Source organism: Lysinibacillus sp. FSL H8-0500, assembly GCF_038051955.1.
Lineage (GTDB): Bacteria > Bacillota > Bacilli > Bacillales_A > Planococcaceae > Lysinibacillus > Lysinibacillus macroides.
In genome coordinates this window covers 4095071-4119030 of sequence record NZ_CP150292.1, presented here as the reverse complement: position 1 = coordinate 4119030, position 23960 = coordinate 4095071, and the positions used below count along the sequence as shown (strand labels likewise).

31 protein-coding genes are annotated in these 23960 nt (G+C 43.0%); 29 read left to right on the top strand and 2 right to left on the bottom strand.

Translation table 11 applies throughout. From position 1 onward, the window contains the following. Nucleotides 1-333 precede the first annotated feature (333 nt). The 7 genes from MHB44_RS19765 to MHB44_RS19735 all read left to right on the top strand — a co-directional run bounded on the left by MHB44_RS19765 (nt 334) and on the right by MHB44_RS19735 (nt 6354). Nucleotides 334-1086 (top strand): phage antirepressor KilAC domain-containing protein, encoded by a 753-nt coding sequence (locus MHB44_RS19765; protein ID WP_341300543.1) that lies wholly within the window; start codon nt 334-336, stop codon nt 1084-1086. Next, nucleotides 1086-1520: a DUF4406 domain-containing protein gene (locus MHB44_RS19760; RefSeq protein ID WP_341300542.1), complete on the top strand. Its 435-nt coding sequence runs from the start codon at nt 1086-1088 to the stop codon at nt 1518-1520. Before MHB44_RS19765 ends, MHB44_RS19760 begins: the two co-directional genes overlap by 1 nt. Further along, nucleotides 1517-3883: a virulence-associated E family protein gene (locus tag MHB44_RS19755; RefSeq protein WP_341300541.1), complete on the top strand. Its 2367-nt coding sequence runs from the start codon at nt 1517-1519 to the stop codon at nt 3881-3883. The genes MHB44_RS19760 and MHB44_RS19755 overlap by 4 nt, the downstream gene beginning before the upstream one ends. Nucleotides 3884-4102: 219 nt before the next feature. Then, nucleotides 4103-4384 carry a VRR-NUC domain-containing protein gene (locus MHB44_RS19750; RefSeq protein ID WP_124763831.1) on the top strand — a complete coding sequence of 94 codons (282 nt, stop codon included), beginning with the start codon at nt 4103-4105 and terminating at the stop codon, nt 4382-4384. Next, a complete protein-coding gene (locus MHB44_RS19745) occupies nt 4365-5726 on the top strand; it encodes a DEAD/DEAH box helicase (protein ID WP_341300540.1) in 1362 nt (453 codons plus the stop codon). Before MHB44_RS19750 ends, MHB44_RS19745 begins: the two co-directional genes overlap by 20 nt. Further along, nucleotides 5726-5944, top strand: coding sequence for a hypothetical protein (locus tag MHB44_RS19740; protein WP_019155136.1), 219 nt, complete (start codon nt 5726-5728; stop codon nt 5942-5944). The genes MHB44_RS19745 and MHB44_RS19740 overlap by 1 nt, the downstream gene beginning before the upstream one ends. Further along, nucleotides 5941-6354 (top strand): DUF1492 domain-containing protein, encoded by a 414-nt coding sequence (locus MHB44_RS19735; RefSeq protein ID WP_320074564.1) that lies wholly within the window; start codon nt 5941-5943, stop codon nt 6352-6354. The genes MHB44_RS19740 and MHB44_RS19735 overlap by 4 nt, the downstream gene beginning before the upstream one ends. A 193-nt stretch (nt 6355-6547) precedes the next feature. Here MHB44_RS19735 and def read toward each other — a convergent pair whose 3' ends face one another. After that, nucleotides 6548-7123 (bottom strand): peptide deformylase, encoded by a 576-nt coding sequence (def, locus tag MHB44_RS19730; RefSeq protein WP_341300539.1) that lies wholly within the window; start codon nt 7121-7123, stop codon nt 6548-6550. Next, a complete protein-coding gene (locus MHB44_RS19725) occupies nt 7116-7307 on the bottom strand; it encodes a helix-turn-helix transcriptional regulator (protein ID WP_027625332.1) in 192 nt (63 codons plus the stop codon). The genes def and MHB44_RS19725 overlap by 8 nt, the downstream gene beginning before the upstream one ends. A 282-nt stretch (nt 7308-7589) precedes the next feature. Between MHB44_RS19725 and MHB44_RS19720 the strand changes: the two genes are divergently transcribed. The 22 genes from MHB44_RS19720 (at nt 7590) to MHB44_RS19615 (ending at nt 23958) form a co-directional block, all read left to right on the top strand. Further along, entirely contained in the window at nt 7590-7949 is a 360-nt protein-coding gene (locus MHB44_RS19720; protein ID WP_031536860.1) for an HNH endonuclease signature motif containing protein, read from the top strand. A 112-nt stretch (nt 7950-8061) separates the two neighbouring features. Further along, entirely contained in the window at nt 8062-8613 is a 552-nt protein-coding gene (locus MHB44_RS19715) for a P27 family phage terminase small subunit (protein WP_001029957.1), read from the top strand. A gap of 20 nt (nt 8614-8633) precedes the next feature. Further along, entirely contained in the window at nt 8634-9800 is a 1167-nt protein-coding gene (gene metK, locus MHB44_RS19710; RefSeq protein WP_341300538.1) for a methionine adenosyltransferase, read from the top strand. Further along, complete coding sequence (locus MHB44_RS19705; RefSeq protein WP_341300537.1) at nt 9790-11046, top strand: site-specific DNA-methyltransferase; 1257 nt, start codon at nt 9790-9792, stop codon at nt 11044-11046. Before metK ends, MHB44_RS19705 begins: the two co-directional genes overlap by 11 nt. 100 nt (nt 11047-11146) lie before the next feature. Beyond that, entirely contained in the window at nt 11147-11839 is a 693-nt protein-coding gene (locus MHB44_RS19700) for a virulence protein (protein ID WP_341300536.1), read from the top strand. After that, complete coding sequence (locus tag MHB44_RS19695) at nt 11836-12063, top strand: DUF4314 domain-containing protein (protein WP_100330401.1); 228 nt, start codon at nt 11836-11838, stop codon at nt 12061-12063. Before MHB44_RS19700 ends, MHB44_RS19695 begins: the two co-directional genes overlap by 4 nt. Before the next feature lie 134 nt (nt 12064-12197). Beyond that, on the top strand, nt 12198-13097 hold the full coding sequence (locus MHB44_RS19690; protein ID WP_341300535.1) for an amidoligase family protein: 900 nt from the start codon (nt 12198-12200) through the stop codon (nt 13095-13097). 38 nt (nt 13098-13135) lie between these two features. Continuing rightward, the gene (locus MHB44_RS19685; protein ID WP_100330403.1) at nt 13136-13594 is read left to right on the top strand and encodes a gamma-glutamylcyclotransferase family protein; all 459 of its coding nucleotides are present in this window, start codon (nt 13136-13138) and stop codon (nt 13592-13594) included. Next, nucleotides 13587-13775: a DUF5049 domain-containing protein gene (locus MHB44_RS19680; RefSeq protein WP_341300534.1), complete on the top strand. Its 189-nt coding sequence runs from the start codon at nt 13587-13589 to the stop codon at nt 13773-13775. Before MHB44_RS19685 ends, MHB44_RS19680 begins: the two co-directional genes overlap by 8 nt. An 88-nt stretch (nt 13776-13863) precedes the next feature. Beyond that, nucleotides 13864-15468, top strand: coding sequence for a terminase TerL endonuclease subunit (locus MHB44_RS19675; protein ID WP_015926202.1), 1605 nt, complete (start codon nt 13864-13866; stop codon nt 15466-15468). A 43-nt stretch (nt 15469-15511) separates the two neighbouring features. Further along, nucleotides 15512-16756 carry a phage portal protein gene (locus MHB44_RS19670; RefSeq protein ID WP_341300533.1) on the top strand — a complete coding sequence of 415 codons (1245 nt, stop codon included), beginning with the start codon at nt 15512-15514 and terminating at the stop codon, nt 16754-16756. Next, on the top strand, nt 16757-17446 hold the full coding sequence (locus MHB44_RS19665) for a head maturation protease, ClpP-related (protein ID WP_015926200.1): 690 nt from the start codon (nt 16757-16759) through the stop codon (nt 17444-17446). Between the two features lie 19 nt (nt 17447-17465). Next, nucleotides 17466-18659: a phage major capsid protein gene (locus MHB44_RS19660; RefSeq protein WP_039236524.1), complete on the top strand. Its 1194-nt coding sequence runs from the start codon at nt 17466-17468 to the stop codon at nt 18657-18659. Nucleotides 18660-18671: 12 nt separating this feature from the next. Next, a complete protein-coding gene (locus MHB44_RS19655; protein ID WP_327868545.1) occupies nt 18672-18884 on the top strand; it encodes a head fiber protein in 213 nt (70 codons plus the stop codon). A gap of 26 nt (nt 18885-18910) precedes the next feature. Beyond that, nucleotides 18911-19231, top strand: a complete 321-nt coding sequence (locus MHB44_RS19650; protein WP_341300532.1) for a head-tail connector protein — start codon at nt 18911-18913, stop codon at nt 19229-19231. A gap of 1 nt (nt 19232) precedes the next feature. Next, nucleotides 19233-19568, top strand: coding sequence for a head-tail adaptor protein (locus MHB44_RS19645; protein ID WP_341300531.1), 336 nt, complete (start codon nt 19233-19235; stop codon nt 19566-19568). Between the two features lie 5 nt (nt 19569-19573). After that, nucleotides 19574-20005: an HK97-gp10 family putative phage morphogenesis protein gene (locus MHB44_RS19640; protein WP_136832100.1), complete on the top strand. Its 432-nt coding sequence runs from the start codon at nt 19574-19576 to the stop codon at nt 20003-20005. Further along, nucleotides 20002-20343 (top strand): hypothetical protein, encoded by a 342-nt coding sequence (locus tag MHB44_RS19635; protein ID WP_341300530.1) that lies wholly within the window; start codon nt 20002-20004, stop codon nt 20341-20343. Before MHB44_RS19640 ends, MHB44_RS19635 begins: the two co-directional genes overlap by 4 nt. A gap of 3 nt (nt 20344-20346) precedes the next feature. Then, complete coding sequence (locus MHB44_RS19630; protein WP_018664396.1) at nt 20347-20937, top strand: major tail protein; 591 nt, start codon at nt 20347-20349, stop codon at nt 20935-20937. A gap of 11 nt (nt 20938-20948) precedes the next feature. After that, entirely contained in the window at nt 20949-21335 is a 387-nt protein-coding gene (locus MHB44_RS19625) for a hypothetical protein (RefSeq protein ID WP_018664397.1), read from the top strand. Nucleotides 21336-21382: 47 nt separating this feature from the next. Beyond that, entirely contained in the window at nt 21383-21523 is a 141-nt protein-coding gene (locus MHB44_RS19620; RefSeq protein WP_018664398.1) for a hypothetical protein, read from the top strand. 14 nt (nt 21524-21537) lie between these two features. Beyond that, complete coding sequence (locus MHB44_RS19615) at nt 21538-23958, top strand: phage tail protein (protein ID WP_341300529.1); 2421 nt, start codon at nt 21538-21540, stop codon at nt 23956-23958. Nucleotides 23959-23960: the final 2 nt, after the last annotated feature.

Here is a 23960-nt window from a genome sequence, read left to right as displayed (position 1 = left end):
ATTTTAATTGATTCTCCTCAGACTCTACCAACCTTACTCACCTAGGTCATAGATAAAATATGATACCAAAATGACTGTTTTTCTCTTTTCCTATTAGCCCCAAATCACTATAGGCCTATTACTGTTTACGTTACCATTTCTTGTTTATCAATCTAGTCCGTTTGTTAAAGTAGAAAATTACTGAATCAACTGTTAAATCTATTTTACATACACAAATTTCGAACAAAAATCCGGATGTATAATTTATTTTTTCAAAATCCTCAACAATCATTACCTCCTGTGGCTATTAGGTAGAGGAACTTTCCTCTGACTATATTGCAGGAGGTAATTCGTATGGACGAATTAGTAAAAATCAATTATGAAAATCAACGACCAACCGTACTCGGTCGTGATTTACATGAAGCCTTGGAAGTAAAAACACCTTATGATAAATGGTTTCCAAGAATGTGTGAGTACGGATTTGAGGAAGGGGCGGACTTTTCGACATTTCTGTCGGAAAGTACAGGTGGAAGACCAGCTATAGACCATCAGTTAACAATCGACATGGCAAAAGAGCTATGCATGATACAACGAACTCCAAAAGGGAAAGAGTGCCGTCAATACTTTCTTGAAATAGAAAGAAGATGGAATTCCCCAGAAGCAATCATGGCAAGGGCACTTCAGATTGCCAATCAACAGCTAACTCAACTAAGGAAACAAAATAAAGTGCTTGAAGGTACGGTTGCTGTTCAGAATCAGCAAATTGCAGAAATGAAACCGAAAGTGTCTTATTACGATGTGGTTTTAAATTGCAAAGACCTCATTTCCACATCAGCAATCGCCAAAGATTACGGTAAGTCAGCTATTTGGATGAACCGCTATCTCAATAAAAAGGGCATCCAATTTAAACAAGGCGGCATTTGGCTTTTATATCAGAAGTATGCGGAAAAAGGTTACACCAGCACTAAGACTCATAGCTACCTTGGCAGTAACGGGCAACAGCATACAAAGGTCCATACATACTGGACTCAAAAAGGCAGACTCTTCATTTACGAACTGATGAAGGCAGACGGTATTTTGCCTCAGATAGAAATGGAGGGTGCGTAATGGGAATCAACAAATTCAATCACGAAGGATACCATGACCCAACTCCCCATGAAGCACTGACCAACATAATGAAAAAGGAAAAGGCAGAGAAAAAATCTGCCTTTAAGCCGCTTGTATATATCTGTTCTCCCTATTCCGGTGATGTAGAAGGAAACATTAAAAAGGCTCGCAGTTTTTGCAGGTTTGCTCTAGACCTAAACTGTATCCCGATTGCTCCCCATCTTATGTTTCCTCAGTTTATGGATGATGAAAATCCCGAGGAACGGGAGCTTGCCATATTTATGGACATCGTGCTTATGGGTAAATGCTCCGAGGTGTGGGTGCTGGGCAATACCATCTCAAGCGGTATGGCGAGGGAAATTGAAGTAGCCAAGAAACGCAGACAAACGGTCAGGTATTTTAGTCCGGAGCATGAGGAGGTTGAAAGCTTATGAAAGTTGCAGTGGGCAATAGTCGGATGGACAGGAAATGGAAAAACAAAGATATCTCCTGGGGGGATTTTTGCTCCCGTGTAAAGACAACCCAACGTACCACGGAAACAGTAGAAGAATATCGGAAGTTAAAAAAGGGTCAACAAGATGATATCAAAGACGTGGGCGGCTTTGTCGGAGGGCATTTAAAAGAAGGAAGGCGAAAGAAGGGCAATGTTCTCTGCCGCTCTTTACTTACCCTTGATATGGATTACGGTAGACCAGATATTTGGGAGCAAATCTCAATGCTTTTTGATTTCAAATGTTGTGTTTACTCCACCCATAAGCACACACCGGAAAATCCGAGACTCAGGCTTATCCTTCCCCTTGCTCGTGAAATCAGCGAAGAAGAATATGCAGCCGTTGGACGTATGGTGGCAAAAGAAATCGGCATTGATCTTTTCGATGATACGACATATGAAGCCCATCGCCTTATGTATTGGCCATCCACTTCCTCTAATGGTGAATTTGTCTATGAAGAACAGGATGGGGCATTACTTGACCCTGATGTATATCTCTCTAAATATGAAAACTGGCGAGATACAACAACTTGGCCCGTATCAAGCAGGCAGTCTGAAGTTATTAATCGCAGTCTTAAAGAACAAGCAGATCCTCTTTTAAAGGAAGGTGTGGTAGGAACTTTCTGTCGCGCTTATTCCGTTCGTGAAGCAATTGATAAATTTTTAGGTGCAGTTTACGCCCCATCTGCTATGGAAGGGCGATATGACTATATTCCAGCTGACAGTAGTGCGGGTGTGATTATCTATGATGATAAATTTGCATACAGCCACCATGCTACTGATCCAGCAAGCGGCCTGCTTCTTAATGGTTTTGATCTCGTTCGTATTCATAAATTCGGCTCTTTAGATGATAGAGCTTCCACTACTACGGCTCCTGGCAGGATGCCGTCTTTTGTGGCAATGTGCGAGTTTGCTATAAAAGATGAAGCGGTAAAAGCCGAGTTCGCAAAGGAAAGACAGGCTCAGGCTGAAGAGGAGTTTAGTGATGAGGATTGGCAGACAGGTTTGGAACTAGATAAGCAAGGTCGGATAAAAGACACACTGGATAACATCGTCTTGATTATTCGGCATGATGAGGAATTACAGCATATCGCTTTCAATTGCCACCGTGACGGTATTGATGCCAAAGGTGGTCTGCCTTGGGAACAGATCAAGATGGGTTGGAATGATTCGGATAACGCACTTCTTAAGGTGTACTTAAGCAGCAAATACGGAGTCTATTCCCCTACCAAGACCAAAGATGCTGTATTAGCTGTAGCGTCAGAACGAGCCTACCATCCTGTTAAGGAGTATCTAGACTCCCTGCCAAAATGGGATGGTATTAGCCGAGTAGAAAATCTACTCATTGATTATTTCGGTGCAACAGATAATTCCTATACAAAAGCAGTGATTCGCAAAACTATGGTTGCAGCGGTAGCCCGCATTTATAGACCCGGTACAAAGTTTGATAGTGTTCTAATCTTAAACGGGCCTCAAGGCATCGGTAAGTCAACATTCTTTGCTAAGCTTGCCGGAGATTGGTTTTCAGACAGTTTGACTATTACAGATATGAAGGATAAATCCGGGGCTGAAAAACTTCAAGGATATTGGTTGTTGGAACTCGGTGAGCTTGCTGGAATGCGTAAGACGGATGTGGAGGTTGTGAAGTCCTTTATTTCAAGGGCGGATGATAAGTACCGTGCCAGTTATGGGGTCAACGTCGAAAGCCATCCCCGTCAATGCGTAATTGTAGGTTCCACCAATGCAGAAAGCGGATTTCTTCGGGATATTACAGGCAACCGCAGATTTTGGCCAGTCCGTATTAGCGGCGACGGTAAAAAGAAAGCTTGGCAGATGACCAAAGAGGAAGTACAGCAGATTTGGGCAGAAGCACTAGTGCTTTATGAGAATGGAGAAAAACTCTACCTTGAAGGTGATGATGTATCCATGGCGACGAGTGAACAGGCAGATGCCATGGAAACAGATGAACGAGAAGGACTGGTTCGTACCTATCTGGATACGCTCTTGCCGGATGATTGGGACACGATGTCTTTGTACGAGCGTAGAAATTTCCTTGGCGGTAGCGAATTTGGCGGCGGCACCCGGGTTGGAACAGTACACAGAACCCTTGTCTGCAATATGGAAATTTGGTGTGAGTGTTTCGGTAAAGAGGCATCCATGCTAAAGCCTTCAGATTCCTATGCCATCGGTGCCATTATGAGAAAGATCAGTGAGTGGAACAAGTACACTGGGAACAAGAATGGTGTTGTGACGTTTCCTGTCTACGGAAAGCAACGAGCTTATTCCCGAGTCGAGGAACAACGCTAAGTTGTACCTTACATTGTTCCCATACTGGTTCTTTCCCTAAAGTTAGTAATGATAAGGAAAATCAACGGTTCGGAACAAGTGGAACAAGAAGTATCCTATTTATTTATAAATAGTAAAAAGAAGTAATAGTAGCCTGTGCATACACGTATACACGCGCGTATAGGAAAATTGGGTCAAAGTTGTTTTCTTGTTCCGAGCCTTTTTATATGGGAGGTATTTATGCTTGAAAAATATATAGAAAAGAAACTGGTGGTTGAGGTAAAAAAGATGGGAGGCATTGCTGCGAAGTTTGTTAGTCTAGGTTTAGATGGGATGCCAGACCGCCTAGTGCTTTTACCACTTGGGAAGATAGCATTTGTGGAATTAAAGGCTCCCGGAAAGAAACCTCGCCTGTTACAGATTAGAAGAATAAAGCAATTACAGAAGTTAGGCTTTGCCTGCTATGTCATTGATGATGTTAAGCAGATTGGAGGGATACTGGGTGAAATACAATCCTCATAAATATCAGACCTATGCAACGAACTTCATTCTAGAGCATCCCATTGCTGCGGTGTTTTTAGAAATGGGTCTTGGCAAAAGCGTCATTACTCTAACTGCTATATTTGACCTATGTCTTGATCGTTTTGAAGTTGGAAAGGTTCTGGTTATTGCTCCACTTCGAGTAGCTAGGGATACTTGGCCAGCTGAGATAAATAAGTGGGAGCATTTAAAAGGACTCAAGTTTTCGGTAGCAATCGGTACAGAGCAGGAGCGATTGGCGGCTCTAAGGAAGCCTGCAAGTGTCTATCTTATAAACAGAGAAAATGTTGACTGGTTGGTAAACAAAAGCGGTATTCCTTTTAATTTCGATATGGTGGTCATTGATGAACTATCATCTTTTAAGTCCTATGGCGCAAAAAGGTTTAAAAGTTTACTAAAAGTAAGACCGAGGGCAAAACGGATTGTGGGTCTTACGGGTACACCCTCCAGTAATGGATTAATGGATTTGTGGGCAGAGTTTCGTATTCTCGACATGGGTAAAAGACTCGGCAGGTACATAACACACTACCGCAATTCCTACTTTACACCGGATAAACGAAATCAGCAGATTGTGTTTTCATATAAGCCATTGCCAGGTGCTGAAGATGCCATATATCGGCTCATTTCAGATATTACCATTTCCATGAAGTCGGTAGATTTTCTCAAAATGCCAGAATGCGTGATCAATGAAGTACCTGTCTATCTATATGAAAAAGAACAATCAGTATATGATCACTTTCGTGAAGAGATGGTCCTTGAATTTGGCGATGAAGAAATAGATGCCATGAATGCAGCTGTCCTTTCAGGCAAACTTCTACAAATGGCAAACGGTGCTATCTATGATGATGATAAAAACCCCCATATTATCCACGACCGCAAGCTAGATGCTCTTGAGGATTTAATTGAAGGTGCTAACGGCAAACCTGTGCTTATTGCCTATTGGTATAATCACGATTTAGAGCGTATTAAGGCAAAATTCAATGTCAGAGAAATTAAAACTTCCAAGGATATTAAGGATTGGAACAACGGTGATATTTCTGTGGCAGTTATCCATCCTGCATCAGCGGGGCACGGTCTCAACTTACAAAGTGGAGGTTCAACGCTTATCTGGTTTGGACTTACTTGGAGTCTGGAACTCTATCAACAAACAAATGCGAGACTTTGGAGACAAGGACAAAGAGAGACAGTAGTAATCCATCACATCATTACTAAAGGCACAATCGATGAAGATGTGATGGGAGCCTTGAAACGAAAGGAAAAGACACAATCCGATCTTATTAATGCGGTCAAAGCAAATCTTGGGAAAGCGAGGGATGCCGTATGATGGATGCATTTGAAAAACTGGCAAATGCCATTATTCTTCAGGCAGTTAAGGATTATCGTTTTGCATTAAAAAGACTAGCAAAACACCCTCGTAATGATTCTGCTTTATATACGAAACGTGAGGTTGAGTGCTTCTTTCATTCTGGATTGTTCAATGTCCTTACCTCTCTAAACCCTGACATGTTAATTCAACAGCTACAAGAGGAGGTGGTGCGATGATGACAGCTAAGGAATTCTTAAAACAGGCCTATCGTCTGAATGAATTGATTAATTCCGACCTTGAAGAGTTACAAAACTTAAGGGAACTATCAAGAAGTGTTTCATCCCCCGTTCTTGAGGAAAAAGTCAGTCGAACCAAGAGTACTGACCCACCCTTTGAAAAATATGTGATTAGGATAGTAGATTTGGAGCAACAGATACAACAAGAGGTTGAGCGATTAATAAAGCTGAAATCAGATATCCGTGAAGCGATTAACCAGATGGAAAATGTGGATGAGAAGTTGCTTCTTCGCTACCGATACATTAACTTTCTTAACTGGGAAGAAATCTGTGTCAACCTTAATGTTTCTATGAGAACCGTGCATAGACTCCATTCATCTGCATTGCAGCATTTAAAGGTGCCTAAATAAAAAGGAGTAACCTGAAAAGAGTGAGGGAAGAGGGTCAAAAGGCCATCTTCTCCACTACCTTTAGTCAATGTGGGAAAATAGCAGTGATTCAAATAATTAGTATTTCACTTTTAATGATTAATTAAATTAAAATGAGCTGTCAAAACAACAGCTCATTTCTTACCTGCTTTGAGTATCTGCCTAATGCGTGATTTCAGTATAAACTTTTACAGTTTTCAGGTAGTTTGAAAGGATTATCTTTATTGATACGGTCATAAAACATAATTCCATTTAGATGATCTATTTCATGTTGAATAACAATAGAGGAATAGCCATTGAGTTTTAATATTATTTCTTCTCCTTCTAAATTAAACCCTTTCACTTTAATTCTTTCATATCTTGGGACGAATCCATTTATATCTCGATCAACAGAAAGGCAACCTTCACTTGGTGGTAAGTAAATCATAGAAACTGAATGACTTATTATTTTTGGATTAATAAGAGTATATTCATGTTCTTTCTCCCTCTCGTCAGTGAAATACGCTACAAACATTCGCTTATTCAAGCCAATCTGATTCGCGGATAATCCAACTCCTCCACGCAATTTATATTTTTTGGATAGAATGGGGTCTTGACTATTTTTTAAGAAATTCATCATACTAGTTAATGTTTCCTTATCTTCCTCAGAGGGAGGTACCATCACTTCTAGTGTTGGTCGATGTAAGATATCATTACCTTCTCTTACAATATCTTTCATTGTTATTATATAATTTGAATGAAATTTATTCATAAATAAACAATTCATCTACCTTTACTTTTAACGTTTTTGATAATTTGAAAGCCAATTCCAGTGTGGGATCATATTTATCATTCTCTATACAATTTATTGTTTGTCTAACAACTCCACACTTCTTAGCAAGTTGCTCTTGTGTTATCCCCAATTTGTTCCGTATTGCTTTAATTTTATTTTTCAACAGCATCACCTATGTCAAAGATGTTGGACATTTTTATTATAATAATTGACAATAAACATGTCAATAACTTTGGATATTTTAAAATATCAATTGGTGGTTTTGTGCGCAGTAATTTGAATTCTTGCAAAAGGTTGGCACACTTTGGCACAGTTTGGCATACGATGACACTGTTTGTCCGTAGTGAAAGTTATATAATGGTAGTATGGAATATTAGTAAACTGAAGCCTTCACGGGAGCATTTCTCCTGCGAGGGCTTTTTCTATGGGCAAAAGGAGGTGCAGTATGCCAAAGAAACCAAAGCGACCGTGCTCTTACCCAGGTTGCCCAGAGCTAACCGACAAGCGCTTTTGTGAAGAGCATAGTAAGAAGGAAGCTGCACGGTATGAAAAGTATGATCGTGACCCAGCAACTCGTAAACGTTATGGCCGTGCTTGGAAAAGGATACGTGACCGCTACATTGCAGCTCATCCGCTTTGTGAGGAATGCAAACGACAAGGAAAGCTGACCCCAGCAAATGAAGTCCATCACATTCTTCCTCTTGCAAGAGGAGGGACTCACGATAGAAGTAATCTGATGGCTCTTTGTACTCCTTGCCACTCTGCCATCACGGCAAGAGATGGAGACCGTTGGGGAACCCGGTAGGGGGGAGTCAAATCTCCACAGCTTTTCTTTTGTGTAACGGGCGTGGGGCAACGCGTGAAAATTCGCGGTATCAAACAGGGTAATAGGCCCATCGACGAAAAGAGGTGAGTGAATGGCCAAAGATGGAACAAATCGTGGCGGCGCCCGTATAGGCTCCGGTCAAAAGAAGAAACCACTTGCTGACAAAATTGCAGAGGGGAATCCTGGTAAGAGAAAGCTTGAAGTCGTTGAGTTCCAAAATACCGCTGACCTGAAGGGGCAGGAAATGCCAAAGCCAATGGCCATGCTCTCCGCAGTGCAAAAGGATGGAAAAACCCTAGTAGCGAGTGAAATCTATGAAATTACATGGAAATGGCTTGAGGAGCGAGGCTGTGCCCATTTGGTACTTCCACAGCTTCTAGAGCGATATGCCATGAGTGCGGCCAGATGGATACAGTGTGAGGAAGCAGTAACCGAGTTTGGCTTTCTAGCCAAGCACCCAACCACCGGCAATGCAATTCAAAGTCCTTATGTAGCGATGAGTCAGAACTTTATGAGCCAGACAAACAGGCTATGGATGGAGATATATCAAATCGTTCGAGAGAATTGTGCTACAGAGTATTCTGGTTTAAATCCACAGGACGACGTGATGGAGCGACTGCTATCTGCCCGCAGAGGAAAATAAAGATGAGGAGATATGATGTAATGAGTAAAAGATATTTAACAGCCGAAAGTGTATGTGCTGGACATCCTGACAAACTATGCGACATCATAGCAGATAGCATTTTGGAAGCTTGCCTACGTAAAGATAGGGCATCACGTGTCGCTTGTGAGGTAATGGCAACCAAGGGGAAAATTATCGTGGCGGGCGAGATCTCCTGCAGCGAGAAAGTGAACATTAGAGACATTGTAAAAAATGTACTAAAGGATGTGGGCTACAATCCCCTAAAATTTTTGATTTATGTATATGTACATAATCAAAGTGTAGATATTGCGGCTGGTGTGAACACCGCACTGGAAGCACGAAATGGCATAAACGAACAGTACGGTTCAATAGGTGCCGGAGACCAGGGAACAATGTATGGCTTTGCTACAAAGGAAACAAGAGAAATGCTTCCCCTACCCCTTGTACTATCTCACAGAATCGTAAAGAGACTGGATGATTGTCGCAAAGGAAAGCTGATCAAAGGGATTCTTCCTGATGGTAAAGCACAGGTAACGGTGGAATATGAGGATGACACTCCAGTGAGAATAAAGACGATTGTGATTTCTGTGCAGCATGATAAGAATAAAACACAGGAAGAACTTAAGGCGGATATCCTTAATAATGTCTTATGGCAGTGCTTTGAGGACTTCCCTTTTGATGATGAAACCGAACTTCTCATCAATCCGTCAGGGCAGTTTGTTCTTGGTGGTCCCGCTGCCGATACAGGTTTGACTGGAAGAAAAATCATGGTCGATACCTATGGAGGGCTTGCATCCCATGGGGGTGGTGCTCTTTGTGGCAAAGACCCAACCAAAGTTGACCGAAGCGGTGCTTACATGGCTCGGTATATTGCTAAACATATCGTTTGGTGTGGTTATGCCAAGAAATGTGAAGTGAGTATTTCCTATGCCATCGGTAAGGCAAATCCTGTAGCCTTTACTGTAAATACCCTTGGCACAGGAACTGTTTCTGATGAAATACTAACTATTGCTGCTCAGGGGACTTTCAACTTAAGACCTGCGGCCATTATTGAAAAGCTGCGTCTCAGAAATGTGATTTATTCTGATACAGCGGTTTATGGTCACTTTAACAGTTGTCTGTTCCCATGGGAGGATGTAAATAAATACAGTGAGTTTAGAAAGGCGGTGGAAAAGTATGTTGATTGAAAAGATTAAAACGAAACAACTCATCCCCGCTGACTATAACCCAAGGAAGGATTTAAAACCAGGTGATCCAGAGTATGAGAAACTTAAACGTTCCCTTGAGGAGTTTGGGTATGTAGAACCCGTTATATGGAATAAGACCACAGGCAGGGTTATCGGAGGTCACCAACGCTTGAAAGTCCTGCTGAGTATGGGCATGGATGAAATAGAATGCGTAGTAGTTGAAATGGATGGGCAAAAGGAAAAGGCCCTGAACATTGCACTAAATAAAATAAGTGGTGATTGGGATAAAGATAAATTGGCGCTACTTATCACAGACTTAGATGCTTCTGACTTTGATGTATCTCTAACAGGTTTTGACCCAGGAGAATTGGATGATCTTTTTAAGGATTCCCTTAAGGATAATATAAAAGAAGATGATTTCGATGTAGATAGCGAGCTGAAAAAGCCCGCTATTTCACATTTAGGGGATGTTTGGATACTTGGACAGCATCGATTGGTCTGCGGAGACAGTACAAGGAAAGACACCTTTGATGTCTTGATGGATGGGAAAGCTGCCAATCTAGTAGTTACAGACCCTCCATATAACGTCAACTATGAAGGTTCTGCTGGAAAAATTAAAAATGACAATATGGGTAATGAAGCGTTCTATGATTTCCTGCTTGCAGCATTTCAAAATACTGAAGCAGCGATGGCAAAGGACGCTTCTATTTATGTATTTCATGCCGACACGGAGGGACTCAATTTTAGAAGAGCATTCTCCGATGCAGGATTTTATCTTTCCGGTACTTGTATTTGGAAGAAGCAATCCCTTGTTCTCGGTCGTTCCCCTTATCAGTGGCAACATGAACCAGTACTTTTTGGATGGAAAAAGAAAGGTAAGCATCTCTGGTATTCAGACCGCAAGCAGACCACCATCTGGGAGTTTGAGAAACCAAAGAAAAATGGCGACCATCCAACCATGAAACCAGTGGCACTTGTGGCATACCCCATTATGAATTCGAGCCTTAGTAACTGCATCGTGCTTGATCCCTTTGGTGGTTCAGGAAGTACACTGATTGCTTGTGAGCAGACCGATAGAATTTGCTACACCATTGAACTGGATGAAAAGTACTGTGATGTCATTGTGGAAAGGTATATTGAGCAAGTCGGAAACTCGGATGGTGTGTTTCTTTTAAGAGATGGTTCGAAATTTAGATATGGTGACCTGCCAAATGTTGATTTATCTACACAAAATACCGCCGATTAATAGAACAGTATTTTCTACAGAAAGATGCTCTAAATGACTTGATAATAACAGCTTTTAGAGTGATATATGTACGTACCGAAAATAGAAAGGCGGTATGAAAATGAAGATTAACTATAATGTTACAGGACCAAAAAGAAAAGCACTGGTTAACGCGATCAGCCAAGAACTGAATGTTCCTGTTAAATACCTCGGTGCACCTACATTTGCATATGAGGTGGCTGACTACAATATTGACAAAAACGGAGTACTCAGTGGGCCAGATAATTCTGAACTGGTTGGTGACCTACTGAGACTTCACGACTTCAAGTCAATTTCAGAAGAATTTGAGACACCATTTCAGAAAACAGAAGCTACTGAAACTGAAGAAGCTATCAATCTGGTAATTCAAATGCCACGGGCAGATTTTACTGACACGGCCCTTGAGAACTTAAAAGGATTGGTAGAGAGTAAAGAAGCTCTTATAAAGACAGCACTTGATACGGACTCCATTCCAATCAAAGTAACTGAAGAATTTGTCGCCTTCCCTTGGTTTCAAGGTGAGTGCTCAGCAGAAGAAGTTAAGGCATACACCCATTTTATAACAGCACTTTGCGAAATGGCGAAAAAACAGACCCGCGTCAACTCCACCGAGAAATCAGTAGAGAATGAAAAGTACGCTTTCCGTTGCTTCCTTCTCAGGCTTGGCTTCATCGGCCCAGAATATAAAACGGAACGAAAGATTCTCCTCTCTAAGCTATCAGGTAGCTCTGCTTTTAAAAGCGGGGCAGCCAAGCAGGAGGTGAGTGAACAATGAATATCATTCACCCAGAAATGTTAAAGCAACTTAGAAGCTATTACACTCCAGGAACCCGTGTCATGCTACTTAGAATGAACGACCCATATACAAAACTTCAACCCGGAGCTAAAGGTACGGTTACTAGTGTTGATGACATCGGAACGATTCACGTCAGTTGGGATTCCGGTGGTTCCCTTGGAGTGGCCTTTGGTGAGGATTTATGCAAGAAAATCGAAGAGTAACCATACACATTTTGAGCCAAATATGGCAGCAAATATGTAGATTTATATTGCGAAATTGTCTTGCTATAAAAGCCTTTTAGAGTGATATATGTACACGCCAAAAGGACACACACACTTTAGAAGGAGCGAGAAAAATGTTAAACGCAAAATTTGGAATCGAAATCGAGTTCACAGGAATCACAAGGGAAAGAGCAGCAAAGGTTGTTACTGAATTTCTACAAGGCACTTATGCTGAAGGCGGGACCTATTACGATACGAAAAAGGTAACAGCACCAGACGGACGGGTTTGGAAGTTTATGAGTGACGGGAGCATCCACTGTCAAAGAAAAGAAGGTGGAAGGAAGGTCGCCGCTGGCAGAGAATACAGCGTCGAGTTAGTCAGCCCCATCCTTACCTATCAAGAGGACATTGAAACATTACAGGAGCTGGTGAGAAAGTTTCGCAAAGCCGGAGCCTTTACAAATACATCTTGTGGCATTCACATTCATCTAGACGGTGCTAAGCATACACCAAGAAGTATCCGAAACTTTGTAAATATCATTGCAAGCAAAAACGACTTATTTTACAAAGCACTTCAAATTGCACCGCAGAGAATGAACTACTGCAAAAGGATGGACAGCATTTTGGTTGAGAAAATGAACCGCAAGAAGCCTAAAACTTTGAGAGAAATAGAGGACATTTGGTACGAAGGCTACAGTGAGAGTAGAAGCGCCCACTATCACAATAGCCGCTACCATTTCCTCAACCTTCACAGCTTTTTTACTGGAAACCATACAGTTGAACTTCGAGGGTTTAACAGCGAGCTTCATGCTGGGAAGATAAGAAGCTACATCGTTCTAGCACTCGCCATTAACCACCAAGCCTTAACACAAAAGTGTGCATCGGCAAAGAAACCTCAAGTGGAGAACGAGAAATTCGCCATGAGAACCTACCTAAACCGAATTGGTTTTATTGGCGACGAATTTGCAAACTGCAGAGAACATTTAACCGCAGCACTTTCGGGTTCAGCTGCATGGCGGTTTCGGGCGGCATGAGCTGCCCTTAACCCCCAAAGCTAAGAAGGAGGATGACAATGAATAGTAAATTATATCTTGCCTATGGCTCCAACCTTAACCTGGAGCAAATGGCCAACAGATGCCCCACAGCGAAGGTGGTAGGAACAAGCCAAATCAATAACCATCGCTTGTTATTTAGAGGGGCACACGCGGGCGCTGTGGCGACCATTGAGCCTTTTAAGGAGGACAATGTACCAGTTTTGGTGTGGGAAATTACACCGGCTGATGAAGCGGCACTTGACCGCTACGAAGGATGGCCTTTCCTTTATCGCAAGGAAACCGTAAAAGTGAAATTGAACGGCAAAACCGTTAATGCGATGGTCTACATTATGAATGACGGAAGACCGCTTGGACAACCGAGCTGTCATTATTACAGTACCATATTAGAAGGCTATAAGAGTGCGGGCTTCGATGTGGATATCCTGCGCAAAGCGACAACCGATTCAGCTGAATCGGAGGAGGCAATCAATGAATGAGATAATTAAGGAACAAATCATTTCCATCCGTGAAAGTGGAGTCACAAATATGTTTGATGTGAACCGAGTCCAGTATGAAGCAAATGAACGAGGGTTTTATGAATTGTTAGTCTATTTAATAGACCATAAAGTGGAATATGCTCATTTCATAATGACAGGGGAAGTGGATGGAAATAAGTAAATAAAATTAAACAGGATAAGGAGAAGGGCTTCATCTATAGGATTGAGGCTCTTTTCTTTTGTCCTTTTTCATAAAAGGGGCGGTGTTTATGCGGAAACTGAAGAAATATAAGCCGACCGCCTTTATAGCTGATGGGTCATATTACGATAAGGATGCTGCTGATTACGCTGTGGCTTTTATCGAAGCACTCTCCCATACGAAAGGTTTATGGGCAGGTAAGCCTTTTGAACTTATCGATTGGCAGGAGCAAATAATCCGTGATTTATTCGGAATTTTAAAGCCAGATGGATATCGGCAGTTTAACACTGCTTATGTAGAGATACCTAAAAAGATGGGAAAAAGCGAACTTGCTGCAGCAATTGCGCTTCTCCTCACTTGCGGTGATGGTGAAGAACGGGCAGAGGTGTACGGTTGTGCCGCTGACCGCCAGCAGGCATCAATTGTATTTGAGGTAGCAGCCGATATGGTGCGGATGTGTCCAGCACTGAATAAACGTGTAAAGTTGCTGGCTTCAACTAAGCGATTGGTGTACCTGCCGACCAACAGCTTCTATCAGGTATTGTCGGCTGAAGCCTACTCCAAACACGGCTTCAATATACACGGTGTTGTGTTTGATGAACTTCATACTCAACCAAACCGGAAACTGTTTGATGTTATGACGAAAGGGTCTGGGGATGCGAGAACCCAACCGCTATATTTCCTTATCACCACTGCTGGAACAGATACTCAGAGTATTTGCTACGAAACACACCAAAAAGCGGTTGATATTATTGAGGGCAGAAAATACGACCCTACTTTTTATCCCGTAATCTACGGAGCCAAAGAAGAGGATGATTGGACAGACCCAAAGGTGTGGAAGAAAGCAAATCCAAGCTTAGGAATTACAGTGGGGATTGACAAGGTAAGAGCAGCTTGTGAAAGTGCAAAGCAGAACCCAGCTGAGGAGAACAGCTTCCGGCAATTGCGCCTAAATCAGTGGGTTAAACAATCTGTCCGATGGATGCCAATGGCAAAGTGGGATGCCTGTGCATTTCCAGTTATACCAGAAAGTCTCGAAGGACGGGTGTGTTATGGGGGTCTTGACCTATCTTCTACAACAGACATTACAGCTTTTGTGTTGGTATTCCCACCAGAGGATGAAACAGATAAATACATTGTTCTTCCGTATTTTTGGATGCCGGAGGACAACATTGACCTCCGAGTTCGAAGAGACCATGTACAATACGATCTTTGGGAGAAGCAAGGGTATATTCTAACCACAGAAGGTAATGTAGTGCATTACGGCTACATTGAGCGGTTTATTGAAGAGCTTGGCGAAAAGTATAACATTCGAGAAATTGCATTTGACCGTTGGGGAGCAGTTCAAATGGTTCAGAACCTTGAAGGGTTAGGCTTTACTGTCGTTCCATTCGGTCAAGGTTTTAAAGATATGTCACCACCAACCAAAGAACTGATGAAATTGACATTAGAAGAAAGAATAGCACACGGTGGGCATCCAGTGCTTCGTTGGATGATGGATAACATCTTTATAAAAACCGATCCGGCTGGCAACGTGAAGCCGGACAAGGAAAAAAGTACAGAAAAAATAGATGGTGCGGTTGCGACTATTATGGCACTTGACCGTGCTATACGCTGTGGCTCAGGTAATAGTGGAGATTCGGTGTATGACGAGAGAGGTTTGATTGTCTTTTAAACCTTAATGGTTAGCACAATGTTTATATTCGGAGGTGATGCCTATGAATCTAATAAAAGGACTATTTCGGTCAAGAGACAAACCGCAAAACCGTGTGGGTAGTGCATTTTCCTTCCTGTTTGGCGGTACGTCATCTGGTAAAACAGTGAATGAGCGTACTGCAATGCAGGCAACAGCAGTGTATGCTTGCGTAAGGATACTAGCTGAAGCGATTGCAGGACTGCCACTTCATGTATATAGATATCGTTCTGATGGAGGTAAAGAAAAGCTTCCTTTCCACCCGCTGTATTACCTTCTTCATGATGAACCAAATCCAGAGATGACTTCATTCGTGTTTCGAGAAACACTGATGAGTCATCTTTTGCTTTGGGGAAATGCCTATGCACAGGTGGTCAGAAACGGTCGTGGGCAGGCAGTTGCACTCTATCCCCTACTCCCCAACAAGATGGAAGTTAGTCGAGCAACAAACGGAGAGCTGGTCTATACCTACTATCGTGATACTGACGAAAGTGGCCTAAACCCAAAAGGTGGCTATGTCACACTCCGTAAAGATGAAGTCCTACACATACCCGGCTTAGGTTTTGATGGACTCATTGGCTATAGCCCTATTGCCATGGCAAAAAATGCAATCGGTATGTCACTTGCTACTGAAGAGTACGGTGCGGCATTCTTTGCCAATGGTGCTAATCCGGGAGGTGTGCTGGAACACCCAGGGGTAATCAAAGACATACAGAGGGTCAAGGATAGTTGGAATAGTGCCTACCAAGGCACAGGTAATGCTCACAAAATTGCTGTGTTGGAAGAAGGCATGAAGTTTCAAGCCATTGGTATCCCGCCGGAACAGGCACAATTTCTTGAAACAAGGAAATTCCAAATTAATGAGATTGCGAGGATTTTCCGGGTGCCGCCCCATATGGTGGGTGATCTTGAGAAGTCTAGTTTCTCCAATATTGAGCAGCAATCTTTGGAGTTTGTAAAATACACCCTCGATCCGTGGGTGGTGCGATGGGAACAAAGTCTCCAGCAATCGCTTATTTTGCCTTCTGAAAAAACTTCACTGTTTATCAAGTTCAATTTGGACGGTCTGCTTCGTGGTGATTACCAAAGTCGTATGAATGGCTACGCAATAGGACGGCAAAATGGCTGGATGTCTGCCAACGATATCCGTGAACTGGAGGATATGAACCGCATACCAGCTGAGGAAGGCGGCGATTTATATCTGGTTAACGGAAATATGACAAAACTGGCTGACGCAGGCGCGTTTGCCAAAACCGAAGGAGGTCAGTAAATGAGGAAGTTCTGGAACTGGGTGCGAGATTCTGATGAAGAACGTACCCTCTATTTAAACGGAGTGATATCCGAAGAAACGTGGTGGGGCGATGAGGTCACACCTAAGATTTTTAAAGATGAATTGCTGGCAGGCACTGGCGATATTACGGTGTGGATTAATTCCCCTGGTGGTGATGTGTTCGCAGCAGCTCAGATTTATAACATGCTGATGGAGTATACCGGAAAAGTCACTGTAAAGATTGATGGGCTTGCGGCAAGTGCGGCATCCGTTATTGCAATGGCTGGTGGAGATGTGTATATGTCCCCGGTTTCCATGCTTATGATTCATAACCCATCAACGATTGCTATCGGTGACAGTGAGGAAATGTTGCGGGCAAAGGCTCTATTGGATGAGGTCAAGGAAAGCATTATTAATGCCTATGAGTTAAAAACGGGTCTTTCCCGAACAAAGCTCTCCCATCTGATGGACGCAGAATCATGGATGAATGCGAATAAAGCCATTGAACTTGGTTTTGCAGACAAGATCATGTTCATGGAAAGTGAAACACCAGATTTGACGGATAGTCTTATCTTTAGCAGGATGGCGGTTACTAACTCGCTTATCAGCAAACTGCCAAAACAACCAAAACAGAAAACAGGTACACCCATTGAGTCGCTGGATAAGCGGCTTTCTTTAATTTTGCACTAATTTAAAGGAGGAAATAACAATGAGTAAAATTCTTGAATTGCGTGAGAAACGCGCTAAAGCTTGGGACGCAGCAAAGGCATTCCTTGATTCAAAACGTGGCGGTGACGGACTGTTATCCGCTGAGGACACGACAACCTATGAAAAAATGGAAGCAGACGTGGTGGCTCTTGGCAGGGAAATTGAGCGTTTGGAACGTCAAGCAACTATTGACTTGGAACTGTCGAAAGCAATCAGTAACCCAATTACGAACGAACCTACTAGAACTGGAGAGGAAAAGACTGGTCGTGCAAGTGCTGAATACAAAAAAGCTTTCTGGAACGCTATGCGTGACAATGTCAGCTATGAAGTAAGAAACGCTCTAAAGATTGGCACCGATTCTGAAGGCGGATTCCTTGTGCCAGATGAGTTTGAGCGTAATTTAGTAGAAGCTCTAGAGGAAGAAAATATTTTCCGTAGGTTGGCCAATGTAATCACTACATCTTCCGGTGACCGCAAGATTCCCGTTGTTGCAAGCAAAGGCACTGCAAGCTGGATAGATGAAGAAGGAGCCATCCCAGAAAGTGATGACAGCTTCGGTCAAGTATCCATCGGTGCTTATAAACTGGCGACGATGATCAAAGTCTCTGAGGAACTGCTAAATGATTCCGTGTTTAATCTCGAAAGCTATATCACGAGAGAATTCGCACGTCGTATTGGTAACAAGGAGGAGGAAGCCTTCTTTGTAGGTGACGGTACAGGAAAGCCAACAGGCATTCTTAATGCGACAGGAGGCGGCCAAGTTGGTGTTACTGCGGCAAGTGCCACTGCCATCACTTTGGATGAGGTATTAGATTTATTCTACAGCTTAAAAGCACCTTATCGTAATAAGGCAGTATTCGTAATGAACGATGCCACAATAAAGGCTATTCGTAAATTGAAAGACGGTAATGGGCAATACCTATGGCAACCTTCCATCCAGGCAGGAACACCTGATATGATCCTTAACCGTCCGCTGTACACCTCAGCATATGTACCTACTATTGAAGCAGGTGCAAAGACTGTGGTATTCGGTGATTTTAGTTATTACTGGGTGGCAGACCGTCAAGGACGAGTATTCAAACGCTTAAATGAACTCTATGCTGTCACAGGTCAAGTAGGATTTATTGCGACTCAACGAGTTGATGGAAAGCTTATCTTACCGGAGGCCGTTAAGGTACTCCAACAGAAAGCCTAACGGAGGTGCTTTATGAGTTATAACACGAAGAATTATACCGAACAAGGCGGAGAGAAAACTGTCATCGGCGGTGTTTTAGAAATTAAAGAAGGGGCCTCGGTTACGGGGCTTCCTGTTGCTGAAAACCAGGCAGACAGCACCGCCACCGATGTTGCCGGTTTAGTTACGGACTTCAATGCCCTGCTTGCCAAACTAAAAGTAGCGGGGCTTATGGAGGCTGACTAAGGTGGAATGTAAAGGAGGTTGGTGGTATGGCAGTGGCAGATAATCTCTTGCCTAAAGTTAAAGCGAACTTAATTTTAGCACATGATCAGGATGATGCCCTCCTTATTGGATTTATCACTGCTGCAGTCTCCTATGCACAGAGCTATCAGCACGTTCCTGAAAACTATTATGAAACCCGTGCTATGCCTCCAACAACAGAACAAGCAGTGATTATGTTGTCGAGTCATTTCTATGAAAGTAGAGATGGCTCGACGGCAGGTTTCTTTGCTGATAGCGTACAGGCGGGACAACAAGTATGGAATACAGTGAACTTGCTTTTACGACTTGATCGAGAGTGGGGTGTTTAGCGTGAGCTTTGGGAAGATGAACACCTTCATCGATATCATTAGCACGATACCCACAAAGGATAAGGAAGGCTTCGCCACAAAAGGTGACAACATACTCGCAAGTGTACTTGCTTACAAGGAAGATCGGCATGGCAGTGAGCGGTGGACGAATATGGCATCATTTTCATCTGCAACTTCTTTGTTTCGGTTTAGGAAAATTTATGGACTTAAGGTGACGAATGAAATGGTCATCGTCTGTGATGATGGTAGATATCAGATTTTAAGTGTTGAGGATGTAAGAAACCGAGGGATGTATGTCGAGGTTTTAGCCGAAAAGCTAGAACCAACTGTGAGGTGATGGATATGGCAAAAGCGAATATAAAGATGCCAGAAGAATTCCTTTTAAAGGTATCCCGATTAGCTGACCAAACCGATGTGATTCTTCCTAAGGTTTTGGAAGTTGGCGGTGAAGTGGTGCTGGATAAAGTTAAGGGAAATTTGAGCAAGGTGGTTGGCAAGGACACGAAATATCCATCCAAAAGCACTGGTGAGTTGCTATCTTCACTGGGCCTTTCTGGTGCAAAACAGGATAGAAACGGAAACTTCAATGTAAAAGTCGGCTTTGCTGAGCCACGTTCTGATGGTGAGAGCAATGCTAAACTTGCCAGCATCATTGAATATGGCAAGCATGGTCAGCCTGCAAAACCCTTCCTAAAGCCTGCGAGGAATGCATCTAGGAAACCCTGCATCAACGCAATGGTCGCCAAGCTGGAGGAGGAGATCGACAAAATATGAATATCTTAGTGGAACTTAATACAATAGTGACCACCATACCGCTCCCCGTGGAAACCGGGGTTTTTTCAGGTTTGGCACCAGATGAGTATGTTGTGATTCTCCCTCTTTCGGATATTTTTGAAGTTCATGCGGATAATCGTCCAGGCTTTGATGTGCAGGAAGCGAGGATATCACTGTTTTCAAAAAATAATTACCTAGAGCGGAAACGGCAGCTCACAACTGCTTTAATAAATGCAGATTTTACTGTGACTGAACGAAGATATATCGGTCACGAGGATGATACTGGATATCACCATTATGCCATCGATGTGGCGAAAAACTATAGATTGGAGGAATAACACATGGCAACTATCGGTCTTGATAGACTGTACTATTCAAAAATAACCGAGGACGCTAACGGTGAGGAAACTTATGCCCAACCTTCTGTACTTGCAAAAGCCATCACTGCTGAACTTTCGGTAGAACTAGTGGAAGCCATTCTGTACGCTGACGACGGTGCGGCGGAGGTTGTGAAAGACTTTAACAGTGGTACTCTCACCCTCGGTGTAGACGACATTGGTCCGACGGTCGCAGCGGATTTAACTGGCGCTTCTACTGATGACAACGGAGTACTAATCTCTGCTAGTGAAAACGTGGGTACACCCGTTGCAGTGGGGTTTCGTGCGCAAAGGGCTAATGGAACATATCGCTATTTTTGGCTGTATCGTGTTAAGTTTGGACTACCAGCTACCAACTTACAGACAAAGGCTGATTCCATTACCTTTTCTACACCCACCATTGAAGGAACCGTTATGCGCAGGAATAAGCTGGATGGATTGGGCAAGCACCCATGGAAAGCGGAAGTTACAGAAGGTGATCCTGGTGTTTCATCGACCACCATAACAGGCTGGTTCACTGAGGTCTATGAACCTGTCTATACACCTGAACCATAGGAGGAGAAATAATGGACAATGATAGAAGTGCCACAATCAACATAGGTGACAAAGAGTATGAACTGGTTTTAACTACACGAGCTACAAAGGCCATTGCCGGTCGTTACGGTGGTCTTGAAAACCTTGGAGAAAAACTGATGAAATCAGAAAACTTTGAGATGGCACTGGATGAGATTGTTTGGCTCATCACGCTGCTTGCAAACCAGTCCATTTTGATTCGAAACCTAAAGAATAAGAATGCACCAGAAGAATTACTGACAGAGGAAGAAGTAGAGCTTCTTACCTCACCGCTTGATTTATCGGCATATAAAACTGCAATTACCGAGGCGATGTTCAAAGGTACAAAGCGAAATGTAGAAAGTGAGGAGGAAACTCCAAAAAACGTGGAAGTCGGGTAACGGACGATGAGGTCTTTACCCGGCTTCTTTATTATGGAACAGTTCAGATGGGCATGGAGACAGAGGAATTCTGGCTTATGCCAATTGGGCTGTTTTTTGATTTATGGACTTGTCATAAACAATGGCATGGTATTGAAAAGCCAAAGAAAACACGGACCATTGACGATATTATCCCACCAGGTATTTAGGAGGAGGTGAAGGCATGGCAGACAATTTTGGTTTAAAAATAGGTGTTGAAGGCGAGCGTGAATTCAAGAACGCACTGAGAGAAATCAATCAATCATTTAAAGTATTGGGCAGTGAAATGGCCCTTGTAACGAGTCAGTTTGATAAAAACGATAAATCCATTCAGTCAGTTACCGCTCGTAATGCCGTTTTGAATAAAGAAATTGACGCACAGAAAGAAAAGATCTCTACCCTTAAGGCTGCCCTTGATAATGCCTCCTCCTCTTTTGGTGAAAATGACCGCCGTACTCAGAACTGGCAGATTCAGCTGAACAGGGCACAAGCAGAACTGAACCTTATGGAACGTGAACTTGAGGAGTCTACAATAGAAGCGGATAATCTCGGTGAAGAGTTAGAGGATTCCGGTAAAAGTGCAGAGGATGCTGGTGGCAGGTTTGAAAAGCTTGGCGGTGTACTCAAGGGAATTGGTGTGGCGATGGGTGCGGTTGCCGTTGCCGCTGGAGCCGCGGCTATTAAGTTAGGTAAAGAGGTAGTTACTCAGTTCGGAGAATTAGAACAAAACCTAGGTGGATCGGAGGCGGTTTTTGGAGCATATGCTGCATCGATTCAGAAAACTGGTGAGGAAGCCTATAAAAATCTTGGTGTTTCCCAAAGTGAGTATCTTGCGACCGCCAACAAAATGGGGGCATTGTTACAAGGTTCTGGTATACAGCAACAGAGGAGTCTTGAGCTAACAGAAAAGGCCATGCAACGTGCGGCAGATATGGCATCTGTTATGGGTATTGATATGTCCTCGGCATTGGAGGCAGTCACTGGGGCGGCAAAGGGTAACTTTGATATGATGGATAACTTAGGTGTTGCGATGAACGCTACAAACATCGAAGCCTATGCTCTCGCAAAGGGTCTGGATTTTACTTGGAATACCGCAACACAAGCGGAAAAGGCTGAAGTGGCAATGCAGATGTTCTTTGAGAATACGGAGCAGTATGCTGGGAATTTTGCGAGAGAGTCAACCGAGACAATATCCGGTTCCATTGGATTGTTACAAGCTGCACTTGGCTCATTTACAGCCGGACTCGGCAATGCCAATGCTGATATGACGAATCTGACTGAGAATCTTGTGGATGCCTTCGAAGCGGTTGTCACTAATATCGTACCTGTTTTAGAAAATATCGTAGCCGCCTTACCAACAGCGACAGGCGCAATATTAGCGGCGGTTGCAGACTTGCTTCCAATGCTTCTTGAATTAGTTACAAATATATTCACGCAAGTACTGGAGACCATTTTAAATCTTTTACCGGAACTTATCCCAGCTGCAGTAAGTGCTCTAATGACGATTGTCGGTGCATTAATTGATAACCTTCCACTGCTAATAAATGCAGCAATTGAATTAGTAACAGCACTTGTGGAGGGAATCGGCATAGCGTTACCACAACTCATCCCTGCGGCAGTTTCTGCAGTTATGCAGATTGTCCAAGGATTGATGGATAACCTACCACTCATTTTGGATGCCGCTTTGCAGTTGATTTTAGGATTAGCACAGGGATTGGTAGATGCCATACCCCAGCTTACTTCTGCATTGCCTGTCATCATCAAAGCAATAGTGGATTTTATCATTAAATCTATTCCGCAGATTATTGAAGCGGGTATTCAATTATTGTCCTCACTGGTTACAGCTTTGCCTACCATTATTACAGCAGTTGTGGAAGCAATTCCGCAAATTATCGACAGTATCATCAATGCTGTTATTGGGTCGATTCCTTTGATTATTGATGCAGGTATCCGGCTTCTAGTTTCACTCATTCAGGCATTGCCGCAGATTATTACTACTGTTGTAGGTGCTATTCCCAAGATTGTTAGCTCGCTGGTCAAAGCCGTTATTGGTAACATCGATAAGATTATCTTAGCGGGTGTACAACTGTTTGTGGCATTGATTGCAAACCTACCAAGGATAATCGTGGAGATTGTTAAAGCAGTACCGCAGATTATCTCTGGACTGATCAAAGCCTTTACTGGCTATATCGGTCAAATGGCTCAAGTGGGTGGCAATCTGATTAAAGGTCTATGGCAAGGTATTTCAGACGCAGGGGCATGGCTATGGAGTAAAATATCTGGATTTTTCGGAAATGTTGTTTCAAGGATTAAAGACTTCTTCGGTATCCGCTCTCCTTCAACCCTATTTGCTGGAATTGGCCGCAACATGGGTGAAGGTATCGGTGTAGGTTTTGAGGATGCAATGACAGCAGTTTCAAGGGATATGCAAAATGCAGTGCCAACCAGCTTTGACTTTAATTACAGAGGTGTATCTGGGCAAGGCAATGCCACTGGTGCAAGTATCACTCAAAACATTTCTGTAGTGACACCTAAGGCTCTATCAGAAAAAGAACTAGCACGGGAGTTTAAGAACCTATCCCGTAAACTGGCACTTGAATTGTAAAG

What these genes read in the sequence shown, in the direction of transcription:
- MHB44_RS19620 (WP_018664398.1), top strand. Translation starts at nt 21,383, where the DNA reads ATGGGCATGGAGACAGAGGAATTCTGGCTTATGCCAATTGGGCTGTTT.
- MHB44_RS19740 (WP_019155136.1), top strand. Translation starts at nt 5,726, where the DNA reads ATGGATGCATTTGAAAAACTGGCAAATGCCATTATTCTTCAGGCAGTT.
- MHB44_RS19765 (WP_341300543.1), top strand. Translation starts at nt 334, where the DNA reads ATGGACGAATTAGTAAAAATCAATTATGAAAATCAACGACCAACCGTA.
- MHB44_RS19675 (WP_015926202.1), top strand. Translation starts at nt 13,864, where the DNA reads ATGCGGAAACTGAAGAAATATAAGCCGACCGCCTTTATAGCTGATGGG.
- MHB44_RS19750 (WP_124763831.1), top strand. Translation starts at nt 4,103, where the DNA reads ATGCTTGAAAAATATATAGAAAAGAAACTGGTGGTTGAGGTAAAAAAG.
- MHB44_RS19685 (WP_100330403.1), top strand. Translation starts at nt 13,136, where the DNA reads ATGAATAGTAAATTATATCTTGCCTATGGCTCCAACCTTAACCTGGAG.
- MHB44_RS19625 (WP_018664397.1), top strand. Translation starts at nt 20,949, where the DNA reads ATGGACAATGATAGAAGTGCCACAATCAACATAGGTGACAAAGAGTAT.
- MHB44_RS19635 (WP_341300530.1), top strand. Translation starts at nt 20,002, where the DNA reads ATGAATATCTTAGTGGAACTTAATACAATAGTGACCACCATACCGCTC.
- MHB44_RS19720 (WP_031536860.1), top strand. Translation starts at nt 7,590, where the DNA reads ATGCCAAAGAAACCAAAGCGACCGTGCTCTTACCCAGGTTGCCCAGAG.
- MHB44_RS19735 (WP_320074564.1), top strand. Translation starts at nt 5,941, where the DNA reads ATGATGACAGCTAAGGAATTCTTAAAACAGGCCTATCGTCTGAATGAA.
- MHB44_RS19640 (WP_136832100.1), top strand. Translation starts at nt 19,574, where the DNA reads ATGGCAAAAGCGAATATAAAGATGCCAGAAGAATTCCTTTTAAAGGTA.
- metK (WP_341300538.1), top strand. Translation starts at nt 8,634, where the DNA reads ATGAGTAAAAGATATTTAACAGCCGAAAGTGTATGTGCTGGACATCCT.
- MHB44_RS19680 (WP_341300534.1), top strand. Translation starts at nt 13,587, where the DNA reads ATGAATGAGATAATTAAGGAACAAATCATTTCCATCCGTGAAAGTGGA.
- MHB44_RS19690 (WP_341300535.1), top strand. Translation starts at nt 12,198, where the DNA reads ATGTTAAACGCAAAATTTGGAATCGAAATCGAGTTCACAGGAATCACA.
- MHB44_RS19705 (WP_341300537.1), top strand. Translation starts at nt 9,790, where the DNA reads ATGTTGATTGAAAAGATTAAAACGAAACAACTCATCCCCGCTGACTAT.
- MHB44_RS19630 (WP_018664396.1), top strand. Translation starts at nt 20,347, where the DNA reads ATGGCAACTATCGGTCTTGATAGACTGTACTATTCAAAAATAACCGAG.
- MHB44_RS19700 (WP_341300536.1), top strand. Translation starts at nt 11,147, where the DNA reads ATGAAGATTAACTATAATGTTACAGGACCAAAAAGAAAAGCACTGGTT.
- MHB44_RS19755 (WP_341300541.1), top strand. Translation starts at nt 1,517, where the DNA reads ATGAAAGTTGCAGTGGGCAATAGTCGGATGGACAGGAAATGGAAAAAC.
- def (WP_341300539.1), bottom strand. Translation starts at nt 7,123, where the DNA reads ATGAATAAATTTCATTCAAATTATATAATAACAATGAAAGATATTGTA.
- MHB44_RS19615 (WP_341300529.1), top strand. Translation starts at nt 21,538, where the DNA reads ATGGCAGACAATTTTGGTTTAAAAATAGGTGTTGAAGGCGAGCGTGAA.
- MHB44_RS19760 (WP_341300542.1), top strand. Translation starts at nt 1,086, where the DNA reads ATGGGAATCAACAAATTCAATCACGAAGGATACCATGACCCAACTCCC.
- MHB44_RS19650 (WP_341300532.1), top strand. Translation starts at nt 18,911, where the DNA reads ATGGCAGTGGCAGATAATCTCTTGCCTAAAGTTAAAGCGAACTTAATT.
- MHB44_RS19665 (WP_015926200.1), top strand. Translation starts at nt 16,757, where the DNA reads ATGAGGAAGTTCTGGAACTGGGTGCGAGATTCTGATGAAGAACGTACC.
- MHB44_RS19670 (WP_341300533.1), top strand. Translation starts at nt 15,512, where the DNA reads ATGAATCTAATAAAAGGACTATTTCGGTCAAGAGACAAACCGCAAAAC.
- MHB44_RS19660 (WP_039236524.1), top strand. Translation starts at nt 17,466, where the DNA reads ATGAGTAAAATTCTTGAATTGCGTGAGAAACGCGCTAAAGCTTGGGAC.
- MHB44_RS19715 (WP_001029957.1), top strand. Translation starts at nt 8,062, where the DNA reads ATGGCCAAAGATGGAACAAATCGTGGCGGCGCCCGTATAGGCTCCGGT.
- MHB44_RS19695 (WP_100330401.1), top strand. Translation starts at nt 11,836, where the DNA reads ATGAATATCATTCACCCAGAAATGTTAAAGCAACTTAGAAGCTATTAC.
- MHB44_RS19655 (WP_327868545.1), top strand. Translation starts at nt 18,672, where the DNA reads ATGAGTTATAACACGAAGAATTATACCGAACAAGGCGGAGAGAAAACT.